At 64.0% G+C, this 23,091-nt stretch carries 20 protein-coding genes and 1 pseudogene; 9 read left to right on the plus strand and 12 right to left on the minus strand.

Annotation, left to right across the window (positions count from 1 at the left end):
- Positions 1-374 precede the first annotated feature (374 nt).
- Entirely contained in the window at positions 375-1,850 is a 1,476-nt protein-coding gene (locus SO156_RS39005) for an amidase (protein WP_498538473.1), read from the plus strand.
- 131 nt (positions 1,851-1,981) lie between these two features.
- Here SO156_RS39005 and SO156_RS39010 read toward each other — a convergent pair whose 3' ends face one another.
- Positions 1,982-2,299, minus strand: a complete 318-nt coding sequence (locus SO156_RS39010; protein WP_458149182.1) for a hypothetical protein — start codon at positions 2,297-2,299, stop codon at positions 1,982-1,984.
- Between the two features lie 121 nt (positions 2,300-2,420).
- On the opposite strand from SO156_RS39010, the gene SO156_RS39015 reads away from it, so the two are divergent.
- The gene (locus SO156_RS39015; RefSeq protein ID WP_498538474.1) at positions 2,421-3,332 is read left to right on the plus strand and encodes a PaaI family thioesterase; all 912 of its coding nucleotides are present in this window, start codon (positions 2,421-2,423) and stop codon (positions 3,330-3,332) included.
- Positions 3,333-3,400: 68 nt separating this feature from the next.
- Positions 3,401-3,766 (plus strand): hypothetical protein, encoded by a 366-nt coding sequence (locus tag SO156_RS39020; RefSeq protein WP_027527752.1) that lies wholly within the window; start codon positions 3,401-3,403, stop codon positions 3,764-3,766.
- Between the two features lie 10 nt (positions 3,767-3,776).
- Here the strand turns inward: SO156_RS39020 and SO156_RS39025 are convergent, their stop codons facing one another.
- From SO156_RS39025 to SO156_RS39045, 5 genes are all read right to left on the minus strand, one after another.
- Positions 3,777-4,409, minus strand: coding sequence for a 2-dehydro-3-deoxy-6-phosphogalactonate aldolase (locus tag SO156_RS39025; protein WP_498538475.1), 633 nt, complete (start codon positions 4,407-4,409; stop codon positions 3,777-3,779).
- 13 nt (positions 4,410-4,422) lie between these two features.
- Entirely contained in the window at positions 4,423-5,337 is a 915-nt protein-coding gene (locus SO156_RS39030) for a 2-dehydro-3-deoxygalactonokinase (RefSeq protein WP_498538476.1), read from the minus strand.
- A 101-nt stretch (positions 5,338-5,438) separates the two neighbouring features.
- Positions 5,439-8,744, minus strand: coding sequence for an acetyl-CoA carboxylase family protein (locus SO156_RS39035; RefSeq protein ID WP_498538477.1), 3,306 nt, complete (start codon positions 8,742-8,744; stop codon positions 5,439-5,441).
- A 374-nt stretch (positions 8,745-9,118) separates the two neighbouring features.
- Entirely contained in the window at positions 9,119-10,798 is a 1,680-nt protein-coding gene (locus SO156_RS39040) for a methyl-accepting chemotaxis protein (RefSeq protein WP_498538478.1), read from the minus strand.
- 204 nt (positions 10,799-11,002) lie between these two features.
- Positions 11,003-12,025: an AraC family transcriptional regulator gene (locus SO156_RS39045; RefSeq protein WP_498538479.1), complete on the minus strand. Its 1,023-nt coding sequence runs from the start codon at positions 12,023-12,025 to the stop codon at positions 11,003-11,005.
- Between the two features lie 251 nt (positions 12,026-12,276).
- Between SO156_RS39045 and SO156_RS39050 the strand changes: the two genes are divergently transcribed.
- Entirely contained in the window at positions 12,277-14,295 is a 2,019-nt protein-coding gene (locus SO156_RS39050; protein ID WP_498538480.1) for a glycogen debranching protein, read from the plus strand.
- A gap of 63 nt (positions 14,296-14,358) precedes the next feature.
- On the opposite strand, the gene SO156_RS39055 is transcribed toward SO156_RS39050, so the two are convergent.
- The 3 genes from SO156_RS39055 to SO156_RS39065 form a co-directional block, all read right to left on the minus strand.
- Positions 14,359-14,601 carry a GCG_CRPN prefix-to-repeats domain-containing protein gene (locus SO156_RS39055; RefSeq protein WP_458146478.1) on the minus strand — a complete coding sequence of 81 codons (243 nt, stop codon included), beginning with the start codon at positions 14,599-14,601 and terminating at the stop codon, positions 14,359-14,361.
- A 95-nt stretch (positions 14,602-14,696) separates the two neighbouring features.
- The gene (locus SO156_RS39060) at positions 14,697-15,557 is read right to left on the minus strand and encodes an urea carboxylase-associated family protein (RefSeq protein WP_498538481.1); all 861 of its coding nucleotides are present in this window, start codon (positions 15,555-15,557) and stop codon (positions 14,697-14,699) included.
- A 73-nt stretch (positions 15,558-15,630) separates the two neighbouring features.
- Positions 15,631-16,899, minus strand: a complete 1,269-nt coding sequence (locus tag SO156_RS39065; protein WP_498538482.1) for a serine hydrolase domain-containing protein — start codon at positions 16,897-16,899, stop codon at positions 15,631-15,633.
- Between the two features lie 116 nt (positions 16,900-17,015).
- Here SO156_RS39065 and SO156_RS39070 point away from each other — a divergent pair, with 116 nt between their 5' ends.
- From SO156_RS39070 to SO156_RS39090, 5 genes are all read left to right on the plus strand, one after another.
- Positions 17,016-17,960, plus strand: a complete 945-nt coding sequence (locus tag SO156_RS39070) for an AEC family transporter (protein ID WP_458146481.1) — start codon at positions 17,016-17,018, stop codon at positions 17,958-17,960.
- Between the two features lie 21 nt (positions 17,961-17,981).
- Entirely contained in the window at positions 17,982-18,377 is a 396-nt protein-coding gene (locus tag SO156_RS39075) for a GFA family protein (protein WP_498538483.1), read from the plus strand.
- Between the two features lie 345 nt (positions 18,378-18,722).
- Positions 18,723-19,235, plus strand: coding sequence for a hypothetical protein (locus SO156_RS39080; protein WP_498538484.1), 513 nt, complete (start codon positions 18,723-18,725; stop codon positions 19,233-19,235).
- A gap of 76 nt (positions 19,236-19,311) precedes the next feature.
- A complete protein-coding gene (locus SO156_RS39085) occupies positions 19,312-19,746 on the plus strand; it encodes a hypothetical protein (RefSeq protein ID WP_498538485.1) in 435 nt (144 codons plus the stop codon).
- Between the two features lie 364 nt (positions 19,747-20,110).
- The gene (locus SO156_RS39090) at positions 20,111-21,706 is read left to right on the plus strand and encodes a glycoside hydrolase family 17 protein (RefSeq protein ID WP_498538489.1); all 1,596 of its coding nucleotides are present in this window, start codon (positions 20,111-20,113) and stop codon (positions 21,704-21,706) included.
- Between the two features lie 25 nt (positions 21,707-21,731).
- Here the strand turns inward: SO156_RS39090 and SO156_RS39095 are convergent, their stop codons facing one another.
- The 3 genes and pseudogenes from SO156_RS39095 to SO156_RS39105 form a co-directional block, all read right to left on the minus strand.
- Positions 21,732-22,079, minus strand: coding sequence for a substrate-binding periplasmic protein (locus tag SO156_RS39095; protein ID WP_498538486.1), 348 nt, complete (start codon positions 22,077-22,079; stop codon positions 21,732-21,734).
- Positions 22,080-22,085: 6 nt separating this feature from the next.
- A pseudogene (locus SO156_RS39100) lies at positions 22,086-22,298 on the minus strand (ion channel); the annotation flags it as partial.
- 158 nt (positions 22,299-22,456) lie between these two features.
- Positions 22,457-23,091, minus strand: a 635-nt coding sequence (locus SO156_RS39105) for a hypothetical protein (RefSeq protein ID WP_498538487.1), incomplete at its 5' end; no start/stop codon positions are given.

Below are 23,091 nucleotides of genomic sequence, written 5' to 3' on the forward strand. Positions count from 1 at the left end.
AGGCCCCGGCTCTGCAGCGCACCACACACCAGACTATCAAGATTCCGAAGTTCTACAAACTAAGCCATTTTGCATCGCGAGAGCACTTGTAGCCCGGATGGAGCGAAGCGAAATCCGGGGGCCATCTCTCGCGGCTCCAATCCCGGATTGTGCTTCGCTCCATCCGGGCTACGGGAGATCGCAATGTCCGCCATCGGCAACGCTTACGGCGCGACTCGTCGAAGGACTTCAATCTCAGGATTTAGCCTCGCGAGCGCGCCGGCAGAGCGACCGGCAAAATCTCCGGATTCGGCGGCGCAGCCATGCGGGTCCCGTCGATTGACACGCCCTCTCGCGAAACTATGGTCGCCGCCGGACGAGAGGATTGAATCGCTATGACTTTGCCGATGAGCTGGAACGAGTGGGCGCAGCATGACGGCGTGGCGCTGGCTACGTGCGTCAAAAAGGGCGAGCTCACGCCTGCCGATTTGGCGCGCCAGGCCGCAGCGGCGGTGGCGAAGGTCGATTCCGCGCTGTCGGGCGTGGTCGAGCTGTTCGACGACGTGATCGCGGATCCCGCCAAGGACGGCGTCAACCTCACCGGCCCGTTCGCCGGCCTGCCCTTCCTGATGAAGGATCTCGGGCCCACGATGAAAGGGCGCTTGCAGGAAATGGGTTCGCTGCTGATGCGCGGCAATCGCGCAGGCGCCGACACCTTCCTGACCTCGAAATTCCGCCATGCCGGATTGAACCTGATCGGACGAACCACGACGCCGGAGTTCGGCGTATGCAGCTCCGCCGACAACCCGGCCGTCTACGTCACGCGCAACCCCTGGAATACCGACTACACCACCTGCGGCTCGTCGGCTGGCAGCGCCGCATCCGTGGCGGCCGGCATCGTGCCGATTGCTCATGCGACCGACGGCGGCGGCTCGATCCGCATTCCCGCAGGGGTCAACGGCAATATCGGGCTGAAAGTGTCGCGCGGCGTGTTCTCGCTCGCGCCGCATATGTCCGATCTCTCCGGCCTCGTCTCGATCCAGGGCTGCCAGTCGCGCAGCGTGCGCGATACCGCCGTCTTCGTCGATCATGCCCGCGGGCCTGCGCCCGGCGAGTTCATGCCGTTCTGGACCACGGCGCAGCCTTACACCGAGATGATCAAGCGCGATCCCGGCAAGCTCCGCATCGCGCTGTCGCATCGATGGGGCGACTATCGCGCAACGCCGCACATCGCGGCCGAGCTGGAGAAGGTCGGCCGCTTCCTCGAAGGCCTCGGCCATCACGTCGACTTTGCCCTGCCCGAGCTCGATTTCCGTGCCGCCTTCGACGCGCAGACCACCTGCTACATCTCCAACTTCGCCGTCGTGATCTCCAACATGCTCGCCGCGCGCGGGCTGGAGCGGCCGCCGGAGGATCTGATCGAGCCGATGAACATCCGGATCTGGGAGGCGGGCCGCCACACGAGCTTTGCCGAGCGGGCGAAGATGCAGGCGGTGTTCAACACCACATCGCGCGGCTTCGGCACGTTCTTCGAGCAGTGGGATGTCATCCTGACGCCGGTCACGGCGCTGCCGACGCCGAAGGTTGGCACAAGAGAGTATCTCACGACCTCCGACAATCCGGATGTGCTGGACTGGTTCGGCAATCTCTGGCGCAATTTTGCCTTCACGCCGCTGGCGAACCTCTGCGGCATGCCGGCAATCTCGCTGCCGCTCGCCGAGAACGAGCACGGCCTGCCGCTCGGCATCCAGGCCATCGCCAAGCAGGCCAATGACGGCCTGCTCCTGCAACTCTCGGCCCAGATCGAGCGAGCCATCGACGGCAAGTGGAATGCCGGCAAGAAGCCGAAGGTGCACGTGACGAAGGGGTGAGCGGCCGCTTGCTCGGCCCGTAGGGTGGATTAGCCGAAGGCGTAATCCACCATCGCGGACACAAAAGTGGTGGGTTACGCCGAGCGGACTGCGCTTCGCGCAGCCACGAGGCTAACCCACCCTACGAAGTATCAATTCTTCATGGCCGGAATTGTCTCCGCCGGCTGCTGCTGGCCCTGCTGCATCATGGCGAGCGCCTTGTCGATGGCTTCTCGCAGGGCGATGGCGGCGGCGGGGCTACAGCGGATGTGTCCGGTCTGGATTACGTCGACCCGCACGCCCGGGCCGACCGGCATCAGGAGGTTCGCGGCGAGCTCGATCTGGATCGCGCCGTTGTGATGGCCAAAGCAGGACACGCCGTCGAAATAGATGAAGGGCGCCCGCTCTGCGCTTCCTGTCGAGATCGTCACGCCCCCTGGATTGGTCGCCGGTGCGTCGGGGTTTGCCATGGGGTTCCTCGTCATTCTCAAACAGATGGTCCCGCAGCATCGTTGCTTCGCCCCCACATGTCGAGCCCAGAATGGACCGCGAGATTTTGCGCATGCCACAACAACGGTCTAAAAGGTGACCATGTCCAATCTACAAACTACAACGCTGTCGTTCGACGCGCTCGCCGAGGCCATCAAGGGCCGCCGCTCCGACTATGGTTATATCAGCGGTCTCAGGCTCGACCGCGCAGCACCTGGTGAAGCCTGGTCGAGCCTGCCCTACCGCCCCGTCTTCGTCGGTGACACCGAGACCGGCGTGCTGCATGGCGGCGTCGTCACCGCGATGCTGGACGAGAGCTGCGGCATGGCGGTGCAGCTCGCGCTCGACGGCACACACGCGATCGCAACGCTGGATCTGCGCATCGACTACCAGAAGCCGGCCACGCCCGGCCTCGACATCAGAGCGCATTCGATCTGCTATCGCACCACGCGCTCGATCGCCTTTGTGCGCTCGACGGCCTACCAGGAGTCGGAGGACGACCCTGTCGCAACCGCCACCGCCTGCTTCATGATCGGCGCCAACCACACCAACATGCTGGCCGATCGCGCGACGGACCAGCGCAGCATCCCGACGCTGGATGCGCCGGAGGATCCGGCTGGTCCCTTCGCCAACAGCCCGTTTGCGCGCTGTCTCGGCATCCGCATCCAGGATGACGACACGCTGATGATGCCGTTCTCGCCAAAGATCATCGGCAACCCGATCCTGCCCGCGATCCATGGCGGCATGACCGGCGCGTTCCTGGAGACCACCGCCATCGTCGGCGTGACACGCGAGCTCGGCATTGCCGCGCCGCCAAAGCCGATCGGGCTGACGATCAACTATTTGCGCTCCGGCCGCGCACGCGACAGCTTTGCCAACGTCTCGATCGTCAAGCAGGGCCGGCGCATCGTCGCGTTCGAGGCAAAAGCCTGGCAGGACGACCCGGACAAGCCGATCGCATCCGCCTTCGGCCATTTCATGCTGCGGCCGACGCCTCGAAACGAAGAAGAATAGGCGCATTGGGGCTTGACGGCCGGCATAAGCGCCACAACGATAACGCGGATTCCACCAGAGGAACCGCAGTGCGGCACCCGATCGACATCATCGCCATGTTCGCCGCCATATGGCTGTTGGCGTCGATGGTGCTGGACGCGCTGACGCCGAAAGAGCTGACCGCGGTCATGATCGGCGTCGCGATCGGGCCAGCGGTGATCATCACCGCGATCTTCTACTACCTGCGCTTTCCGCGCACCGACTTTGCCGTGCTATTCGCCGCGCTGTGGCTGATCTCGGACATCGCCATCGAGTTCATTTCGCCGCTGCCGCTACCGAACTTCCTGATCATACTCGGCTTCGTGCCTGCGCTCCTGGTCGGTGCGGTGCTGCACTGGCAGCGCTTTGCGCGCCGGCATGAACGGCTGGTGTGGCCCTCGGCAAGACGAAGCTGACCCTCCGCCCTCATGCGCTCTGAATCGCGAGATCGTAGGCCGCAATCGTCGCCCTGGCGCGCGCAGCGACATCGGCCGCGGTCATGCCCGGCTTGTAGAGGCTGCTGCCGAGGCCAAAGGCGCGAACGCCGCTTTTGACGTACTCGGCAAAATTCTGCTCGGAGACCCCGCCGACGGCAGCGATCATTGCGTTTGCCGGCAACACGGCGCGGATCGCGGCAATGCCCGCGGCGCCCAGCACGCTGGCCGGAAAGAATTTCAGGCTCGATGCGCCGGCGCGTGCCGCAAGCAACGCTTCCGTCGGCGAGAACACGCCGGGCATGGTCACCATGCCGTGCTCGTGCGCGCGCGCAATCACCTGCGTGTCGACATTCGGGGCGACCAGCAGCTTGCCGCCGGCCTCATTCAGCCGGTCGACATCGGCGGTCGTGAGCACCGTACCGGCGCCGACGAGAACGCCCGCGGGCGCACGCTTGACCGCAATCTCGATCGAGCGGAACGGATCGGGCGAGTTCAGGGGAATCTCGATCGCGGTCATGCCGGCCTCGATCAGCACGTTGACGATACCGTCGGTCTCGTCGGGCTTCACGCCGCGCAGGATGGCGACCAGCGGACGCTTCATCGTCGGGAATGGCACGGTCATGCAAAAAATCCTTCTATCTCGTCCAGATGGTTCGCGCCGCCATCGCAAGGCCGCGGCGTACCGCCTCGTCGGCGTCGATCGGCTCGACCGCCAGCGCGAGTGTTTCAAACGCCAGCCGATACAGCATCTGAAGCCGCCCCGATGCAACCAGTCTGATGGGGTTCTGCGGCCGGCCATGCGCAAGCCCCGCCGCGAGTTCGATCCCGATCAGAGTGCCCGAGATGGTTTCGCGCGCGGCGGCCGGCGTACCGCCGAACAGGAGCTGCCGCGACCGCACCTGGAACAGGAGGTTGGCTGCGGATGCCGGGGTCCTGAACCCAGCCGCAACCGCTGCCCTGAACGCCTCACGGTCTTCCGCGTCCTCGGCTCCAGTGACCGCGTGCGAGAGGATCGTCTCGCGCGAGACGACACTGAAGAGCTCACCCGTCATGAAGGTGGCAAAACGCGCGACTGTTCCACCGCTGACACTGACCCATTTCGAATGCGTGCCGGGCATGCAGACCAGCGCCTCGCCGGCTACGTCGAGACCCAGCACGCCGAGCAGCTGGGTCTCCTCGCCCCGCATCACATCCGGCGCACCGGCGTCACGCTGCGCAATTCCGGGGAGAATGCGGATGTCGCGCGACTGCCCGGTGACCGGTACCGCGCGCGCGAGGATCGCAGCGAGCGGCGCCGGGGTATCGACATAGCCGGCTTCGACCCAGCCCTGACGGGCGCCGGCCATGCCACAGATCAGCACTGGAAGCTCGCTTCCCGCACCGACCGCATCCAGATGCGATTGCAGCACGGCGGCAAAACCGGTCTTGGCCGCCGCCATCATGCCTTCGCTGCTGCGGCGCTCAGCCAGAATCTGGCCGTCACGGTCGATCAGCCAAAGCCGGAAGCTCGTCGTGCCCCAATCCACCGCGACATAGGCAGCTTCCGTCATGACAAAACACGTCCTCTGATTCGATCGTCCGATCCTGACATGACCGTCGCTGAGGCGGGGATGTCAACCAGGAACCGGCACGCTGCCGTTGCTACGCCAGCTCACCATGCGTCGATGCAGGGGCGCTTCTTGGTCGTGCGCTCGGCCGGCTTCGGCACGGAGCGCAGGCCCGCCATGATCCAGCGCCGCGTCTCGGCGGGATCGATGACGTTGTCGATCTCGAACACCGAAGCGATCGAAACCGCCTTGCCGTTGGTGTAGAGCTCGGCGACCTTGTTGCGATAATAGGTCTCGCGCTCGACCGGGTCGGCGATCGCCTCCATCTCCTTGCGGAAGCCGAGCCGCACATAGCCTTCGAGGCCCATGCCGCCGAATTCGCCGGTCGGCCAGGCCGCGGTGAAGAAGGAGGCATGGAAGCCACCGCCGATCATCGACTGTGCGCCGAGGCCATATCCCTTGCGCAGCACGATACCGAACAGCGGCACGGTGAGACTCGCGCCGGTGACGAACATGCGCGACACGTGGCGCACGATCGCGGTTTTCTCGGCCTCCGGACCGACCATGAAACCGGGCGTGTCGCAGAGCGACACGACGGGTAAGTCGAAGGCGTCGCAGAGCTGGAGGAAGCGCGCCGCCTTGTCGCCGGCATCCGCATCGATTGCGCCGCCGAGATGGCGGGGATTGTTGGCGATCAGGCCGAACGGCTTGCCTTCGATACGGATGAAGGCGGTGATCATGCCGACGCCGTAGTCGCGGCGGAGCTCGAGAACGGAGCCCGTGTCTGCGATGAGATCGATCACGCTGCGGATGTCGTAGACGCGCAACCGGTTCTCGGGGATCGCGCGGCGCAGGAGGCGCTGATCGGCCGCCTGCCACTCGCTCACTGCACCCTGGAAATAGGACAGATATTTCTGCGCAACCCGCGTCGCCTCCTCCTCGTCTTCGACGAGGATATCGATGACGCCGTTCGGGGACTGGAACGAGACCGGACCAACCTCGGCGGGATGATAGACGCCAAGACCGCCGCCTTCGATCATGGCCGGACCGCCCATGCCGATCGAAGCATTCTTGGTCGCGATGATGACGTCGCAGCAGCCGAGCATCGCCGCATTGCCGGCAAAGCAATAGCCCGAGACGATACCGACCACCGGCACCAGGCCGGAGAGCTTTGCGAATTGCAGGAACGACGGGCCGTCGAGACCGGTCATGCCGAGACGATCAGTGTCGCCGGGCCGGCCGCCGCCGCCTTCGGCATAAAACACCAACGGCATGCGCCATTGCTCGGCGAGCGTCAGCATGCGGTCGATCTTCTTGTGGTTCATATGGCCCTGCGTGCCCGCAAGCACGGTGTAGTCATAGGCGACCACCATGCAGCGCGCGCCGTCCGATCCGAACTTGTCCGCATTCACAGTGGCGACACCGGTGATGAGACCATCCGCCGGCGTGTTCTTGATGAGATCGTCGAGCTTGCGGCGGCGGCGCTGCGCGGCGATCGCGAGGCTGCCATATTCCATGAAGGAGCCGTCGTCGACGAGCTGCGCAACGTTCTCGCGCGCCGTGCGCTGGTTGGTGTTGCGGCGGCGCTCGACGGACGCCGGGCGATCTTCGTCGCGCGTGTTGGCCTGGCGCGAAAACATCTCGGCGAGATCGGGACGGACGTGATCGAGATCGATCTCGGCTTCCTTGGCCGCGCTGTCGGCCGCGACATCGAGCGGCTCGAGATAAAGGATCGGCTCGCCATGCAGCAGCGTGACGCCGTCACCGGCGACGAGTTTTGTCACCCGGCCGCCCTGCTCGGCCATCACCAGGTGCTCCATCTTCATGGATTCGATCACGGCGAGCTGCTGGCCGGGCCGCACGATCTCGCCCTCCCCGACCTGGATCGCGACCACGGTGCCCTGTAGAGGTGCCGCGACCATCACCGTTCCCTCCGGCACCTCCTGCGCCACGTGGTTTTGCGCCGCGTGATCGCCCGACTTGTCAGTCGCGGCGAAGAACAGCGGCCGCGCCGCGCCGTCGGCGGCCTCCACGAGCTTGGCGATGTTGCGATCGATGAAGTCGGTCGCGATGCGATTGGTTTTGAAGTCGGGATGGGCGAGCACCGCCTGCAGGAAGGGGATGTTGGTGACGACGCCATCGATGCGGAACTCGCGTAAGGCTCGCGAGGCCTTTGCGACCACGTCGTGCCAGGCCTCGCCTGGCGTATGGACGATAACCTTGGCAAGCAGCGAGTCGAAAGCGGCGCTGGTCTTGTAGCCGGCATAGCCAAAGCTGTCGACGCGCACGCCGGGACCAGATGGCGGCTCGAACACGGCGAGCACGCCGCCGGTCGGGTGCGTCGCGCCAGTCTCGTCCAGCGTCTCCATGTTGACGCGGAGCTGCATGGCATGACCGCGCGGCTTCGGGATCGAAGCCTGGTCGAGCCCCAGCGAAGCGAGCGAGGCGCCCGAGGCGACCGCGAGCTGGGCGCGGACGAGATCGACGCCGAGCACCTGCTCCGTCACGGTGTGCTCGACCTGAAGCCGCGGATTGGCCTCGATGAAGGCGAAGCTGTCTTCAGTGGCGCCATCGACCAGGAACTCGAAGGTGCCGAGATTGTCGTAGGCCGCATGCGTGGCGAGTTGCTTCGCCGCCTCGATGATGCGGCCGCGCAAGCCGTCGCTGAGCGAGGGGCTGGGCGCCACCTCGATCAACTTCTGGTGCCGGCGCTGGACGGTGCATTCGCGCTCCCAGAGATGGCTGATCGCGCCATGATGGTCGCCGATGATCTGCACCTCGATGTGGCGCGCCTTGCGGATCAGGCGCTCGGCATAGACGCCGTCAACGCCGAAGGCCGCTTTCGCCTCCGACTGGCAGCGCGCATAGGCTTCCGCCAGATCCGCCGCCTTCTCCACGACACGCATGCCGCGGCCACCGCCACCGGCCACCGCCTTGATCACGATCGCGGCGGACTTGCCGAGCGAGTCGAAGAACGCCTGGATCTCGCCGAGCGAGGATGGCCCGCTGGTGCCGGCGATGATCGGCACGCCGCAGCGCTTGGCCAACTGGCGCGCCGCAACCTTGTCGCCGAACAGCTCGAGCGCGGTCACCTTCGGCCCTACGAAGGCGATGCCATCAGTCGCGCAGGCCTTGGCGAAGTCCGCGTTCTCGCTGAGGAAGCCATAGCCGGGATGCACCGCGTCGCAGCCTGCCGCCTTCGCCGTCTTCACCACGCTTTCGATGTCGAGATAGGCCCGCGCGCCGCGGCCGGGAATTTCGATCGCCTCGTCGGCGACACGGCCATGCAGCGACAGCGCATCATCGGCAGGAAAGATCGCCACCGTCGCCATGCCGGCATCCGCAGCGGCCCGCGCGATGCGGATGGCGATCTCGCCGCGATTGGCGATCAGGAGCTTTCGGAACGACATTGAGCGGGTCTCCGTGCACCGCCTGTTTGCAGCGGGCATCGGGGGACGTCAACGACAAGCGGGGGTGGAGTCAAGGGTGGGGCGGCGCCGGTGCCGCGACGCGGAATAAATCGCTCTCTCCTCACCTCTACGTGCATCTCACACCGTCATCCTGACGACTTGTGAGGTTTTTCTTGTCATTCCGGGGCGCGACGAAGTCGCGAGCTATGATGCGCAATTGCGCATCTGAGAATCCATCGGGCCGCAGAGACGGCCGCGCAATGGATTCCGGGCTCGCGCTGACGCGCGCCCCGGAATGACGAAGGGAGAGAGCCCGCTTAAGCCCTCATCCTGAGTGCTTGTGAAGCTTTCGGGTGACGGTGAGGGGTGGAGTCCTACGCCGCCCTTACGCCGGCAACGAAGGCCGTCACCTCGTGCTGCAGCGCCTGCAGCTTCTGCGTCAGCCGGCCGCTCGATTGCAGCACCTGGCCTGCGGCATGACCGGTCTCGGAGGTTGCCTCCGTCACGCCGGAGATGTTTTGCGAGACCTGGTTGGTGCCGGAGGCCGCGTCCTGCACGCTGCCGGCGATGGCTTGCGTCGCGGCGCCCTGCTCTTCCACGGCCGCCGCGATCGAGGAGGAGATCTCGTTGACCTCCATGATGGTGGCGCGGATGCTCTGGATGTTACCGACCACCTGATCGGTCTCGGCCTGGATCGCCGAAATCTGCGCACCGATCTCGTCAGTTGCCTTCGCGGTCTGGCTTGCCAGCGACTTCACCTCGCTTGCGACCACTGCAAAGCCCCTGCCGGCTTCGCCGGCGCGCGCCGCCTCGATGGTGGCGTTGAGCGCGAGCAGGTTCGTCTGCGAGGCGATCTGGTGGATGAGGTCGATGACCTCGCCGATCTTGTGGGCTGCCTGAGCCAGCCCCTGCACGGTCTCGTTGGTGCGCTGGCCGTCGGTCGCAGCCTTGTCGGCGACCTGTGCCGCTTGTGCGACACGCTGGCTGATCTCAGTGATCGACGCCGACAGTTCGCCGGCGGCGGAGGCCACCGTCTGCACGTTGCTCGAAGCCTGCTTGCAGGCGTCGGCGACGACGCTCGCGCGCGCGCTCGCCTTGTCGGCGGTTTCCGACATGCCTTGCGCGGCCTGCTGCATCTGTTGCGCCTCGGTGAAGACGTCGCGGACCACGGCCTGGACACTGGCCTCGAACTTGCCGGCAAGGTCGACCATCACTTTCCGCTTCTCGGCGTCCGTCTTCTGCTTCAGCTCCTGCTGCTCGGCATGCATCTGGTGCACCGCCGCGGCATTGTCCTTGAACACGGCAAGCGCCTTGGCCAATCCACCGACCTCACCACGGCGGCTCGTATAGGGCACGTCGAACGCGCTGTCGCCGGAGGCGAGCCGCTCCGTGAGCGCGGTGATGTTCGCGAGCGGCCTGGTGACGCTGCGACCGATCAGGAAGGAGGCGAGGAGAACCAGGGCGAAGACGGCAAGACACACCCATGCGAACGTCATCGCGGTCTGGCGGAACACGGCGTCGACGTCGTCGAGATAGATTCCGGTGCCGATGATCCAGCCCCATGGCGCAAAGCCCTTCACATAGGAGATTTTCGCCACCGGCTGCTCGAAGCCGGGTTTGGGCCAGAGATAGCTGTAGAAGCCTGCGCCCTGCCCCTTCACGACGTTGACGAAACCCATGAACAACGCATTGCCCGCAGGATCCTTCATGCCGGAGAGATCCTTGCCGTCGAGCTCGGGCTTGATCGGATGCATGACCATCTTCGGGGTCATGTCGTTGATCCAGAAATACTCGACCTTGTCGTAGCGCAGGCTCTTGATCTCGGCCTGAGCGGCGGCCTGGGCCTGCTCGCGCGTCAGCTTCCCTTCGCTCTCGAGCTTCTGGTAGTGCGACAGAATGCCATAGCCGACATCGACCATCTGCTGTGTCTTGGCCTGGCGGTCGGCGACCATCTGCGCACGCATGGTGTTGAGCGCGATCGGCGCCAGCACGATCATGCCGAGGAGGCTGATGGCGACGATCAGGACAAGCTTGAAACTGATGCGGGAAAACATCTTGGTGCTCGCAAAAATTGGCAGAATGCTCAAATGCCAAACTATCCCGAACCGCTTAGCAAAGATTTAAGCATTCGGGTTCCATCGCACCCGCGTCACCAAAGCGCGGGTCGCGCTTCAAGCCGTTGTCTGAGCATGATCTCCGCACAAACGCGCTCCGCCTTTGGCGCGAGGGAGAACCGCTGCACACTTCACCGATTTGCTCTACGTCGCCGGTACCCCGTGCAGCAGGCGGTTGCGATATTCGCCGGGTGAAGCCTTGAACCAGCGCCGACAGGCCCGGAAAAAGCTGCTCTGGTCGGCAAAGCCGAGCAGATAGGCAGCCTGCCCGAGCGACAGATGCAGCCGGCCAAGATACTGGTCCGCCAGTTCACGTCGCGTATCGTCCAGAAGCTGCACGAACGAGGTCGCTTCCTCTTCCAGCCGCCGCTGGAGGGTGCGCTCGCTCATGCAGAGCTCGACGGCGACCTCGTCCCGCCTCGGCTCGCCGTCGGGAAGCCGTCGCACGATCGCCTCGCGCACCCGAAAGCTCGTCAGCGCGTGATCGAAGTGACGCAGATATTCGCCGGCATAACGCTCGTGCAGCTCGCCGAGTTGCGGATTGAAGGTCGGCAGCGCCAGGTCCATGTCGCTGCGCGCGAACATCACGCTGTTGCGCTCGGCGTTGAACGTGACCGGGCAGCGAAAGGCGGCGTGATAGGGCGAGACATCCGCGGGCGAGGGATAGGTGAGCGCGATGGCGCGCGGATTGACGTCACTGCGCGCGATCCAGCGGCAGAAGCCGATCACCGTGACGAAGATGAACTCGATGCGCTGACGCGGGATTGGCCGGTTGCCGCCGAACAGCACGAAATCAATGCGATAGCAATCATCCTCCTCAGTCATGCTCATGGTCAACGCGTCGCTGAGGATGAGGAGGTACCGGTTCAACCGCTCGAAGGCACCGCGCAGATCTGCGCACGACATCATGGTGTAACCGACCACATCGAACGCCGCCGGCCGCGCCATCTGATATTGCGCGAGCGACAAAGCGGGATTTTTCGAACGCTCGACCGCGAGCTCCCAGAGATGGCTGATCTTCTCGGTGGCGAGCCGCGCGCTCGGGCCTTCCAGCTCCTGCGGATCGATGCCGGCGGCCGCAAACAGGCTCGCGACATCCAGCCCCTCGGCGGCAAGCAATTCAGCGATGCTCCGCACCCAGACCGCGGCCGTCGTCCGCTTCGACATCCCCCAACGCTCCTCCAGCGCTTGTTGATTGATTGGCCCTGCAACTGCCGACGCGCACCTGCCGCTGGAATATGACACGAAACGGCTGGCCGTGCCACCAAGGCAACGTTTCGCGCGATCGAACCAGACGCGAGCAGCACGCTGTTATCGCTCGGTCTCGACATTGTCATCCCGGTGGGCTCTTATCGCCGCAAGACGCCATCTTGATGTGAGCATGGAGCCCGCCGTCGGCGGCCGTATCGGAGATCGTCATGGCGGATCCGGAAAGCAGCGAGGGCTTGCCCTGGCCGCTCGGCTGCGCCCGCAACGAGGCGAACCAAAGCTGCAACTTCGCGCTCTATTCCAAGCATGCGACTGCGGTCACACTCCTGCTCTATCGTGATGGTGTGTTCGCGACACCTCTTCGCGCCCTCCCCTTCTCGTTTCCTGCCAACAAGACCGGCCGCGTCTGGCACATGCGGGTGTCATCTGATGTGATCGCGGACGCAAAATATTACGCATATCGGGTCGACGGGCCTTTCGACCCTGGCAACGGGCAGCGCTTCGACCGCGACAAGGTGCTGCTCGATCCCTATGCGAAAGGCGTGCTCTTCCCGCCCGCTTTCAGCCGCGATGCGGCGATGGCGGCCGGATCGAATGAGGGCAAGGCGCCGCTCGGCCTGCTCGCTGATGGCGCGACCAGCCCGCCCCCGGAGCGGCCGTCGGCGCCGCGCCATGACCACGAGCTGATCATCTACGAGATGCATGTGCGCGGCTTCACGCGGCGGGCCAATTCGAATGTCGCTGAGGAGCAGCGCGGCACCTTTGCCGGCGTCGTCGCAAAAATCCCGCATCTGAGGGAGCTCGGCATCACCGCCGTCGAGCTGATGCCCGTGCACCAGTTCGAGCCTGGGACGAACAATTACTGGGGCTACATGACGCTCAACTTCTTCTCGCCGCACGCGCCTTACAGCGTGGCTGGCACGCCGGAGGGTGCGCTTCGTGAATTCCGCCTGATGGTCGACGAGCTGCACAGGGCCGGCATCGAGGTGCTGCTCGACGTCGTCTACAATCACACCGCGGAGATGGGCGACGGCGGCCCGACCTATTGCTTCCGCGGCATCGACAACACCACCTACTACGCGCTGTCGCCAACCGACTTCTCCAGCTACGTCAATTTCAGCGGATGCGGCAACGACCTGCGCACGGCGCATCCCGCGCCGCGGCTGATGGTCGTCGACAGCCTCAGATACTGGGCGACGTCGATCGGCGTCGACGGCTTCCGCTTCGACCTCGCCTCGATCTTCGCCCGCAACGAAGACGGCTCGCTCAATTCCGACGATCCGCCGATCGTCGTGGAAATCTCCGGCGATCATGATCTCGCGGATGTCAGGCTGATCGCGGAACCGTGGGACGCGGGCGGCGGCTATCAGATGGGCCGTGCGTTTCCGGGCAGGTCCTGGTGCCAATGGAACGATCATTTCCGCAGCACCGTTCGCGGCTTCGTCAAGGGCGATGGCGGCCTGGTCGCCGATCTCATGACCCGCCTCTACGGCAGCACGGACCTGTTTCCGGACACGCTGACTGACGCCGACCGGCGCACGCAGAGCATCAACTTCGTCGATTGCCATGACGGGCTCAATCTCTGCGATCTCGTGAGCTACACCAACGACGACCAGCGCAGCTGGGGCTGCGGTCACGAAGGCAACAATAACGTGCCCGCCGAGGTCGTGGCGCTGAGGAAGCGGCAGGTCAAGAACTTCTGCTGCCTGCTGATGCTGTCGAACGGCGTGCCGATGTTCGTTGCGGGTGACGAGTTCATGCACAGCCAGAACGGCAATCCAAACGTCTACGACCAGGACAACGAAACTACATGGCTCGACTGGGACCTCGCTGAAACCAACGCCGACGTGTTGCGCTTCTTCCGCACGATGATCGGCTTCCGCAAGGCCCATCCGGTGATCGCAAGGAGCACCGGGTGGGGCACCGACTGCACGTGGCACGGCACCGACGGCGATCCCGATCTCGGCGGCGGCTCGCACTCGCTGGCGTTCCACCTAAGGGGCGCGTCGACGAGCGGAGTCGACATTTTCGTGATGTTCAATGCGTATTGGGACGCGCTAAGCTTCAATCTCCCGGCGTCATCGCCCTGGAAGCGCGTGGTGGACACGTCGCTGGACACTCCGAACGATATCGCCGAGGAGGCGGACGCACCGCCGTACGTCTCCAACTCGTACAGCGTTGGCCCGCGATCGGTCGCGGTCCTCATTTCTTCGCCACCGCGGACATGACGACCTCCCGCCATCGGTGCTGGCCCTCGGGAACGCCGAGCTTCGTTTCGAAGTGAGACCGGCTTAATCGCTGGCGAAGCAGGCACGCATTCGCCGGCTCCAGAAGTAGCCGGATGGACAGGGTCGCCGGGGGTGCGCCCCCGCGGGGCATTCGTTCCAGACGCGCGCGCCGCTTCCCCATCCATCGACGACGCACGCCCCAGAGATGGTGGCGTGGCAACCGGGGCCACATCCGTCAGCGGCACGGGCAAGTCCAACGCCGGCAACGATCGCGGTGACCAAAGCAGTGACGAAGAGCGCTTTCATGATTTCCCCCTTCTGGTTGTCGCCGGCTCCTGCCACCGGCAGGAGCCACGGGAACCCGTCAATGACGCGCGGACAGCGGGTTTGGTTCCCGGCGATCAGCGATCACTCCCGTGGCCGCGATGGTAGGTATTCGGCAACGGCCACTTCCAGGTGCCCAGTGTCGTCCGGTCCGGCTCGAAAATCTCGATCTTGAGTGGATGGCAGGCCGCGACGTCGCTGGAATGCGTCGCGCTGCAATCGCCGCCCGGGCAGGCCGACAGCGCGCCGAGCAGATCGATCTCCGCGAAGAGCTCGATGAAGTCACCGGGACGGACCGGACTGGCCTTCATGAAATACTGGTGCGTATCCCCGGTGAAGCCGGTGCACATGAAAACATTGAGCACGTCGTGGACGTGATGCTCGACGGCACGGGCGTCCGTCTTCAATTCGGCGGCCAGCGCGCGCGACAGGTTGGAGTGGCAGCAGAAATCGTAGGACGTGCCGCCCAGCAGGTTCGTGTAGGGATCGCAGCGCGTGCCGATGACGTCGTGGATGCCGGCGCCATCCGTGTCGAAACCGTACCAGCCGAGCGTGTCATGGCTGATGGTCGCCATCGGCCTCAGATGCGGCATGGTGCTCCACAGCCGGTCGCCGGCGCCGACATGCGTCGCATGCAGCGCGCGCGTCTTGCCGCTGAAGAAGCGCTCGGAGAGGTCGTGGGCGTTCCAGAGATTGAGGTCGCCGACTTGCGGGCCCTCGATGCTGACGATGCGGAAGAACTGGCCACGCGAGACGCGAAACGCGCGGGCGTCGCGCGGCGGCACCACGATCTCCTGTGTCTTGACCATCGTCCGCCGCGCAGATTCCAGGGCGGCCATATCCGGCCTTGGCATTGAACCGGCGGGATAGACGACAGTCGGCTTGACCGCCCGGCGTGAGGCTGCGTCGGCAGGCGCAGGTGGGATTCTGGAAGACATGATTGACCTCGAGGTGAGCGCAGAGTGCGATCGCACTTGCAGATCATGCCGCAAGCGCTTGCGCCGTAAAAGATCAGGACTGCCGCAACGCGCGGTAGATCCCGTGCTCGAACTGGCGATAGGCGTTCAGCGCTTCGCGGTCCGCGAAGGGCAGTATCTGCATCATGATGACGCCCGCGAGGCGCTTCGCCGGGTCGATCCAGTAGTAGGTGTTGAACAGGCCGGCCCAGGTCAAGCTGCCGGCGCTCCGGCCATCCGGGACGGGATCGAGGTTGATCATATTGCCCAGCCCCCATCGCAGATGGGCGCCTGGAAAGAAGTCCACGTCGTTCGAGAGCGCCGGATTGGTCGTCTTGAGGATGCCGGCCTCGAGATTACCGATCTGGTTTTCGGACATCAACGCAACCGTCGCAGGCTGCAGGATGCGGTTGCCGCGCAGGCTTCCTCCGCCCAGCAGGGCCTGGAGCAAGACCAGGTAGTCGGACGCGGTGGAATAGATGCCGCCTCCGCCCAGAAACACCTTGCTGCCATCCGGCTTTTCCAGCGGCTGCACCAGAAGCTTGCCCCGGGCATCCCGCACGAACAGGCTGGCCTCTCTCGCGCGCTGCTTGTCATCGAGCGCGACGACGGTGTCGTTCATGCCGAGCGGACCCGTGATGTGGTCGCGGAAATAGCGCTCGAGCGGCTCGCCACTAGCGATCTCCACCATGCGCCCGACGCGGTCGAGACTGCCGCCATAGGCCCATCTTGCGCCAGGCTCGAACATCAGCGGCATGCGCGGCAGCTTCGGCTTGCCGCGCGCGACCTTGAGATAGCGGGCGACCTTCGGATCCCAGAGCAAATAGCTGAAGCCGGAGGTGTGCGACAACAGATGGCGCAACGTCAGCGGCCTCTCCGGAGGATGCAGTTGCGGGGCACCCTTCGCATCGAAACCGGCGAGCACCTGAACCGCAGCCAGCGCCGGATCGATATTGGCGGCCGGCTCGTCGAGATGCAGCCTGCCCTGCTCCACGAGTTGCAGCGCCGCGACCGATGTCAGCAACTTGACCATCGAGGCGATGCGGAAGATCGTATCAGTCGACATGCGCGAGGCCGCATCGCCGTTGCGCAGGCCGAAGGCGCCCTCATAGAGCACCGACTGTTCGTTCGCGGCCATCGCCACCACGCCGGGTATCTTTTGCGCGCTGACGCTGGCCGACAATGCACCGTCGACCTCCCGGCAGCGCGGCGGCGCCAGCGACGATGCCGCCCGGCCGGACATGGGAATGGTGGTGGCCATGCTCGCGGCCGCAAGCCCCACGGTTTGCAGGAGCGCATCACGCCGGCTGAGCGGACCCCACATGCGGTTTCCTGGAAGTTGATCCGGAATCTGATCTAGTATAGCCCAGACAACCCCGGGTCGCATGCCCCGAGGTGATATCACGGGCCTGATCAGCGCATCAGCCAGGGGGAACCAGGATGCAAGTCGCCGGCCTCGTCCTTCCCGTATTTGCCATCATCGTCACCGGCTGGCTCGCCGGTTGGCTCGGCTACATCTCGCGGTCGCTGGCCGATGGTCTCGTGCATTTCGCCTACAACGTGGCGATGCCGGCGCTCCTGGTCGTCACCATCGCGCAGGAGCCGGCGAGCAATCTCCTGGAATGGCGCTTCCTGTTCGCCTTCGGCGGCGGATCGATGCTGTGCTTCGCGCTGGTCTTTCTCGTCGTACGCATGGCCTTCGGCCGCGACCTCGCCTCCAGCACGATGCAGGGCATGACCGCAGCGATGACCAATACCGGTTTCGTGGCGCTGCCGGTGCTGCATTCGATCTACGGACAGCCGGCCGTGCTGCCCGCGGCCATCGCGACCGTGTTCGTCGCGGCGGTGATGTTCCCGGTGACCGTCATCCTCCTGGAGAGCAGCGGCCGCGGCGCGCCGGGCGCGGCAGCCCCCTCTACGCTCGTGAAGCAGATCCTGCTCAACCCGATGGTGCTCTCGACGGTTATCGGTCTTGCCTGGGCGATCACGGGCCTGCCGATTCCTGCTCCGCTCAAAGCCTACCTGAACATTTTTGCGGCCGCGCTCACGCCATGTGCCCTTTTCGCCATCGGGCTCGGCCTCTCGATCGAAGGCGTGCGCGCGAACCTCAAGGCCTCGCTCGTGCTCGCGGCTGTCAAGCTCGTGCTCATGCCGCTGCTGGTGTACGGGCTGTGCGTGGCCTCTAACCTCAATCCGTTCTACACGATCGCCGCCGTCATCTGCGCCGCCGTACCGACGGCGAAAACGGCGTATATCCTGGCCGGCGCCTACAAGGTGGACCATTCGCTGGTCGCATCCACGGTCTCGATCACCACACTGCTGTCGGTCGCAACGCTGCTGGGCTGGCTCTATGCACTGCAAGGATTGGCGGCCAAAGCCGGCTAGGATGAGAATGAGGAGACCATAATGGCCGCGTTTAGGGGAAGCTGCCTCTGCGGCGAAGTGGCCTTCGAGATCGAGGGCCCGTTCGATCGCTTCCTGAACTGCCACTGCTCGCGCTGCCGCAAGGCAACCGGGTCAGCGCATTCCTGCGAAGTCATCGTAAAGGCCTCCAGCCTGCGATGGCTGCGCGGCGAAGCATCCGTCGCGCGTTACGACCTGCCGACGGCGCGAAGCTTTGCGACCGCCTTCTGCAAGATCTGCGGCAGCCCCATGCCGCATCTCACCCGCAGCGGACGCGAAGCGATCATCCACGCCGGCGCATTCGACGAGCCACTCGGCACAACGCCGGACCGGCATGTGCAGTGGGCGTCACGGGCCGAGTGGTACGTGCATGGGGAGGGGCTGGAGGTGGACGAGTAGTTCGTTGGCGCCCTTCGGTAATCGCGCTGGAGTTGCATCTGGACACAGAACAAGGTACAGGGACGCACCGCAACTTCATTGCAGGAGGCGACCATGTTTACGATTGCGCGCTTCCCGGGTTCGCTGCGCGATAATTAGCGCAAGCTCCGGGATTTTAGTCCCGGTGAGATCTCAAAACACCCAACTCGTCGAATCTGCCTGCTGACGCCTTGCGTCTGCGCTCGCGGAAACCATCGTCATGACCTCGTCCCTTATCCTGGTCCCACCCGGGGGGCCGGGCGTTCGAACATGCTCGAACGTCGACTCCGGAGATACCATCCCCGCTTTCAGGAAGCAGTGCGCGCCATGGCCGCGCGCCATCCGCGCGTTGCGGACCTCGCAGCGAGCTTTCCTGCGCTGCTCTTTGCGCTGACCATCCCGCGCGCCGGGCTCGATCCTGCGCACGCGCGCGCGCGCGCGATCGATGGCGTCGCCTTGGCGGACGTTGCAGCAGCGGCCGGCGTGCCGATGTGGCTGCGAAGGCTGCCACCGGAGGCATTCGTGCATGCGATCAGAGGGCTCCCCGACGGTGAGCTGTTTCGTCGGCAAATCGCGAACCACATTCCGCGTTCACCCAAGCTCGCGCCGATGTGGCTCCAGGCCGTCACGGACGTCGCCGAGCTCGCGCATGAGGCGGCGGCGGTGTGGATTGCGCGTGAATGCATCGGCGAGCCGCGGCGCATCAAGCCCGCGCGGTTGCGGCTCGTCAGTCTGTGGTCGTGGTTTTCCGTCGAGCCGGCAACGTTCGGACACGCGCTGATCGATCGGCCGTGGATGCCGAACATGCACATTGGTCCGTGCGCTTGCTGCCGCAAATGACTGGCGGACGAAAATCGCGTTGCATGCGAACCTCGGTCCTCAGCCGATCGGCGACATGTGGCTCGAGTCGGGTCACGTGGCAGGATACGATTTCGTTCCCTTGAACTCGATCTCCTCGATCTCCGAAGAGGCTGTCGCCATGAGGAACTGCCTTCGCACCTATGGCCACAACCTCGCCCACAATCGCTCGCGGCTCTGGAGCGTCAGGCGGAATGGCGAGCGTGTCGCGACGTTGCAGGTCGCCTGCCGTTATCGCGATCCGCTTCCCAACATCGTCGAGCTCAAGGGCGTTGGTAACAAAGATGTGTCACGCGAGCTGTGGTGGGCGGCGCGCCGGTGGCTGCACACGCATGACCTGTCGAAGATCGACATGGCGCAACGCAAATGGGGCACGGCGCCGCTCGATCGCGACACCTGGCTGTCGCTCTGGCGGCCGTATTGGCTCGCCAAGCGCCGTATCCCGACCTGGCTGCCGGTTTTGCCGTCGCGCGATGCTCTGGAGGCGTTGTGAGTACGGCTCGTTTCCGCGGCCGGTCGATCGTGTACGATAAAAGATCGGCGTTCGCTGCTCGCTCAGCCGACCACAACGGTTGTTCGGATACCTCGAGCTCCGTCAGCGCCTTCGGCGCGGCTTAGATCTTGACTTGGGCCACCGGGCTTGCAGTTATTCCAAGCATTTTTGAAATCAACTCGGGAGCAACCGATGAAAGAGAACAACCTCTTGATTTCCCTCCTTTCTCTGCAGTCGCTCTTGCAGTCGCACGTTTGAAGCGATGCGACGGGCCCGGCGGATCGCAGCGAACGAGAAGACATCACACCTAGCGTGTGACCACGAGCTCGATCGCCGCACGCCGCTGACGCTTCTCCTGATATCCCTGAGCGCCATCGCCGCGGTGTGGTGGTGGCTGGGCATACCAGTCAGCTTGCCCCGCGCGCCGATCGATCCGAACGACAAGGTGCAATGCATATCATATTCCCCGTTCCGCAGCAGTCAGACCTCACTTTCGTCGGCGACGCAGGTGTCGCGGGAACAGATCGCGGAAGATCTTGCCCAGCTTGCGAAGATATCCGACTGCATCCGGACCTATGCGACCGATCTTGGTCTCGATCAAATTCCCGAACTTGCGGCCAAGGCCGGCCTGAAGGTCATTCAGGGCATTTTTCTTGATCGGGACCGGCAGAAGAATTTGACGCAGATAGCAACGGCGATACGTCTCGCCAAGGAATATCCAGGGACCATCATCGCGATCGTGGTCGGTAACGAGACTTTGTTGCGTCATGACATAACGGTTTCCGACCTCGTCGCCACGATCCGCTCGGTCAAGGCACAGGTTAGCGTCCCCGTCACCTATGCCGACGTCTGGGAGTTCTGGCTGAGCAATCGCGAACTTTACGATGCAGTCGATTTCGTCACGGTTCATATCCTGCCATACTGGGAAAATGTTCCGATCCGAGCTGAATTTGCTGCCGCTCACGTCGATACGATCCGCCGTCAGATAGCGTCGGCTTTTCCGGGCAAGGAAATCCTCATCGGAGAAATAGGTTGGCCGAGCGAGGGGCGGATGCGTGAATCGGCGCTGCCGTCGCGCGTCAATCAGGCCCGTGTGGTCTCCGAGATTCTCGACCTTGCCCGGCGCGAAAATTTCCGCGTCAATCTGTTCGAGGCCTACGATGAATCGTGGAAGCAGGAGATCGAGGGGACGGTCGGCGGATCCTGGGGCCTGTTCGATTCCGTGCAGCGCACGCCGAAATATCCGCCCGGCATCCCGATCAGCAATTTTCCGCTCTGGAAGCTGCAAATGTGCGGCGGAATGGCGCTGGCGACCCTGATATTCGGCGCGGCATGGCTGACCTTGCGTCGCAAGCCCAGGGAGCGCGGGCTCGTCTCATGGCTTGCGGTTGGAATTTCGGCGACCACTGCCGGAATCCTGTTTGGGGTGGCCGCGCAAAGAATGTTCTATGAAAGTTACGGAGCGGGTGGCTGGCTTTTGTGGGGCTCGCTTCTGGTGGCGGCAACTGCGTCGCCGGTGTGTGGCGCCAACGTCCTTATGTCGGGTCGCGCATCGCCCAGTTTTCTGGAATTGCTGGGTCCGAGGAGCTACCGGACTGAAATGCCGCCGATCATGTACGGATTGGCCCTGATCGTAACGATCGTGATCGGCACCATGACCGCACTCGGCCTTGTACTTGACCCGCGCTTCATTGATTTTCCTTTTGCGCCTCTCACCATGGCGGCGGTGCCTTTTGCGGCTGTTGCACTGCTCAATCCCCCCAAGAAAGGCATTCGCCCTGTGGCGGAATCGATATTTGCCTGCATTTTCCTGGCAGCGGCGATCTACGTAGGCTTCAACGAAGGGTCGGCAAACTGGCAGTCACTGTGGACTTGCGCTGCCTACATATTGCTCGCGGTTACACTGGGAAGGGTGCGCGTGCCTGACGACGGCGAAGCGGGCATGGTATCCTTCGACTAGCAGCATCAGCGGGACGGGCGATGCACTAGCGGGATCGTGCATTGCCAAGGGCCTGGAACAGCGTCTGCTGCCACCACTCGCTTTCGATTTGATCAAGCACGGCCAGATCGAGCATCGGCCGCAACGCGCTGCCTTTCGGCAGCACGATCGCATAGCTTTCGCTGTTGAAGCTGGTGTCGACGACCCGGACGGATGCTGGGAAGTCCTTTCGAACCATCCAGGCGATCAGCGGCTTGTCATGCACGAAGGCATCGATCGATCCGCTACTCAATGCGGACAGGCCGGCTTGGACGTCTGGAAATGCCCGGAAGGAAAGCTGCTGGCGAGTGAGGTAGTCGCTTGTCGCAGAGTCTGCGACGGCGCCGACGCGCACGGATCGCAAGTCGTTGAAGCTGTGGACCGCGCCTTGGAGCTCTCTGCGCGTGAGAGTGGAGGTGATACCGGCGGTGAACACCGCTATGGCGATGACGGACGCGATCATCCAGCCGATCGCGACGATTCGCCCCGGGAGGGTTGCCGGAGCGTTGTGAGCGGCTCCCGCCTGTGTCATTGCGATAGCCGACCACCAGAAGCTCGAGCCAAGCCCCTTGGCGCCTCGTTGTTGACGGAGCGCCGAACTTTGTGTGCTCGTCTGAACGGGGCTCGGAAGCGGACGTACCGCACGGTCGTCGCATCAGAAGGCTCGATGCTGATCCTTGTCGCGTCCGTCGTTTAGAAGATTTCAACGGCGCCGGGGACCGCGGCTCTCATTCACCGGTGGACTTCGGGAGCGTCAACGAGATCCGGGTCATCCGGAGGTTGGCCAATCACATTGACGACCGGCAGGTTAAGCGCAAACCCGACGTCGCGTGCGAATTGCTCAGCTGGCTTCGGCTCGGAAAAAGACCCCAATTCGATGGGGCGCACATTCTTGGAGCCACACAGGGCTATGTCATAGGTGTAAACATAGCTTTTGTCGTAAACCTTGTTTTGGTACTCGATGTAATTCTCGGCAACACTGATCTTGTCGAACCTCGCGAGCGGCTGGCCTCTGCGAAAGGCCAGGGGGCCGATCTGTCGCACGATCGTTACTTGCCGTTGCGTTTCGTCGATGCTGACCCAATATCTGAAGAGAGCCACGACGAGTCCGAGACCGCCGATCACCAGCCCGACCCCCGCGAATACCAGCATTGCCGTCAAATCATCGTGCCAATCTCGACGACCGATCATAGCTTCTCTGATTGCAAAGCCGACGTAGTAAAAGAGGTAACCGCTGCCCGCGAGCAACGGCAGCGCCGCCAGAAGCCGGACCGCGCGAGAATTGGGCCAGTCGATGCGGAGCCTGTCGCCATCTCGGCTGATTGTGTTCGGCATGATCCGGATTCCATGTGCTGCGGTACTACGCA

The organism is Bradyrhizobium sp. UFLA05-125, from assembly GCF_059803515.1.

Bases quoted from the DNA above. Each gene is read 5' to 3' on its own strand.
- SO156_RS39035 (WP_498538477.1), bottom strand. From the start codon at position 8,744: ATGTCGTTCCGAAAGCTCCTGATCGCCAATCGCGGCGAGATCGCCATC.
- SO156_RS39040 (WP_498538478.1), bottom strand. From the start codon at position 10,798: ATGTTTTCCCGCATCAGTTTCAAGCTTGTCCTGATCGTCGCCATCAGC.
- SO156_RS39060 (WP_498538481.1), bottom strand. From the start codon at position 15,557: ATGTCTTCCAGAATCCCACCTGCGCCTGCCGACGCAGCCTCACGCCGG.
- SO156_RS39070 (WP_458146481.1), top strand. From the start codon at position 17,016: ATGCAAGTCGCCGGCCTCGTCCTTCCCGTATTTGCCATCATCGTCACC.
- SO156_RS39050 (WP_498538480.1), top strand. From the start codon at position 12,277: ATGGCGGATCCGGAAAGCAGCGAGGGCTTGCCCTGGCCGCTCGGCTGC.
- SO156_RS39080 (WP_498538484.1), top strand. From the start codon at position 18,723: ATGGCCGCGCGCCATCCGCGCGTTGCGGACCTCGCAGCGAGCTTTCCT.
- SO156_RS39015 (WP_498538474.1), top strand. From the start codon at position 2,421: ATGTCCAATCTACAAACTACAACGCTGTCGTTCGACGCGCTCGCCGAG.
- SO156_RS39045 (WP_498538479.1), bottom strand. From the start codon at position 12,025: ATGTCGAAGCGGACGACGGCCGCGGTCTGGGTGCGGAGCATCGCTGAA.
- SO156_RS39005 (WP_498538473.1), top strand. From the start codon at position 375: ATGACTTTGCCGATGAGCTGGAACGAGTGGGCGCAGCATGACGGCGTG.
- SO156_RS39075 (WP_498538483.1), top strand. From the start codon at position 17,982: ATGGCCGCGTTTAGGGGAAGCTGCCTCTGCGGCGAAGTGGCCTTCGAG.
- SO156_RS39010 (WP_458149182.1), bottom strand. From the start codon at position 2,299: ATGGCAAACCCCGACGCACCGGCGACCAATCCAGGGGGCGTGACGATC.
- SO156_RS39025 (WP_498538475.1), bottom strand. From the start codon at position 4,409: ATGACCGTGCCATTCCCGACGATGAAGCGTCCGCTGGTCGCCATCCTG.
- SO156_RS39030 (WP_498538476.1), bottom strand. From the start codon at position 5,337: ATGACGGAAGCTGCCTATGTCGCGGTGGATTGGGGCACGACGAGCTTC.
- SO156_RS39055 (WP_458146478.1), bottom strand. From the start codon at position 14,601: ATGAAAGCGCTCTTCGTCACTGCTTTGGTCACCGCGATCGTTGCCGGC.
- SO156_RS39065 (WP_498538482.1), bottom strand. From the start codon at position 16,899: ATGTGGGGTCCGCTCAGCCGGCGTGATGCGCTCCTGCAAACCGTGGGG.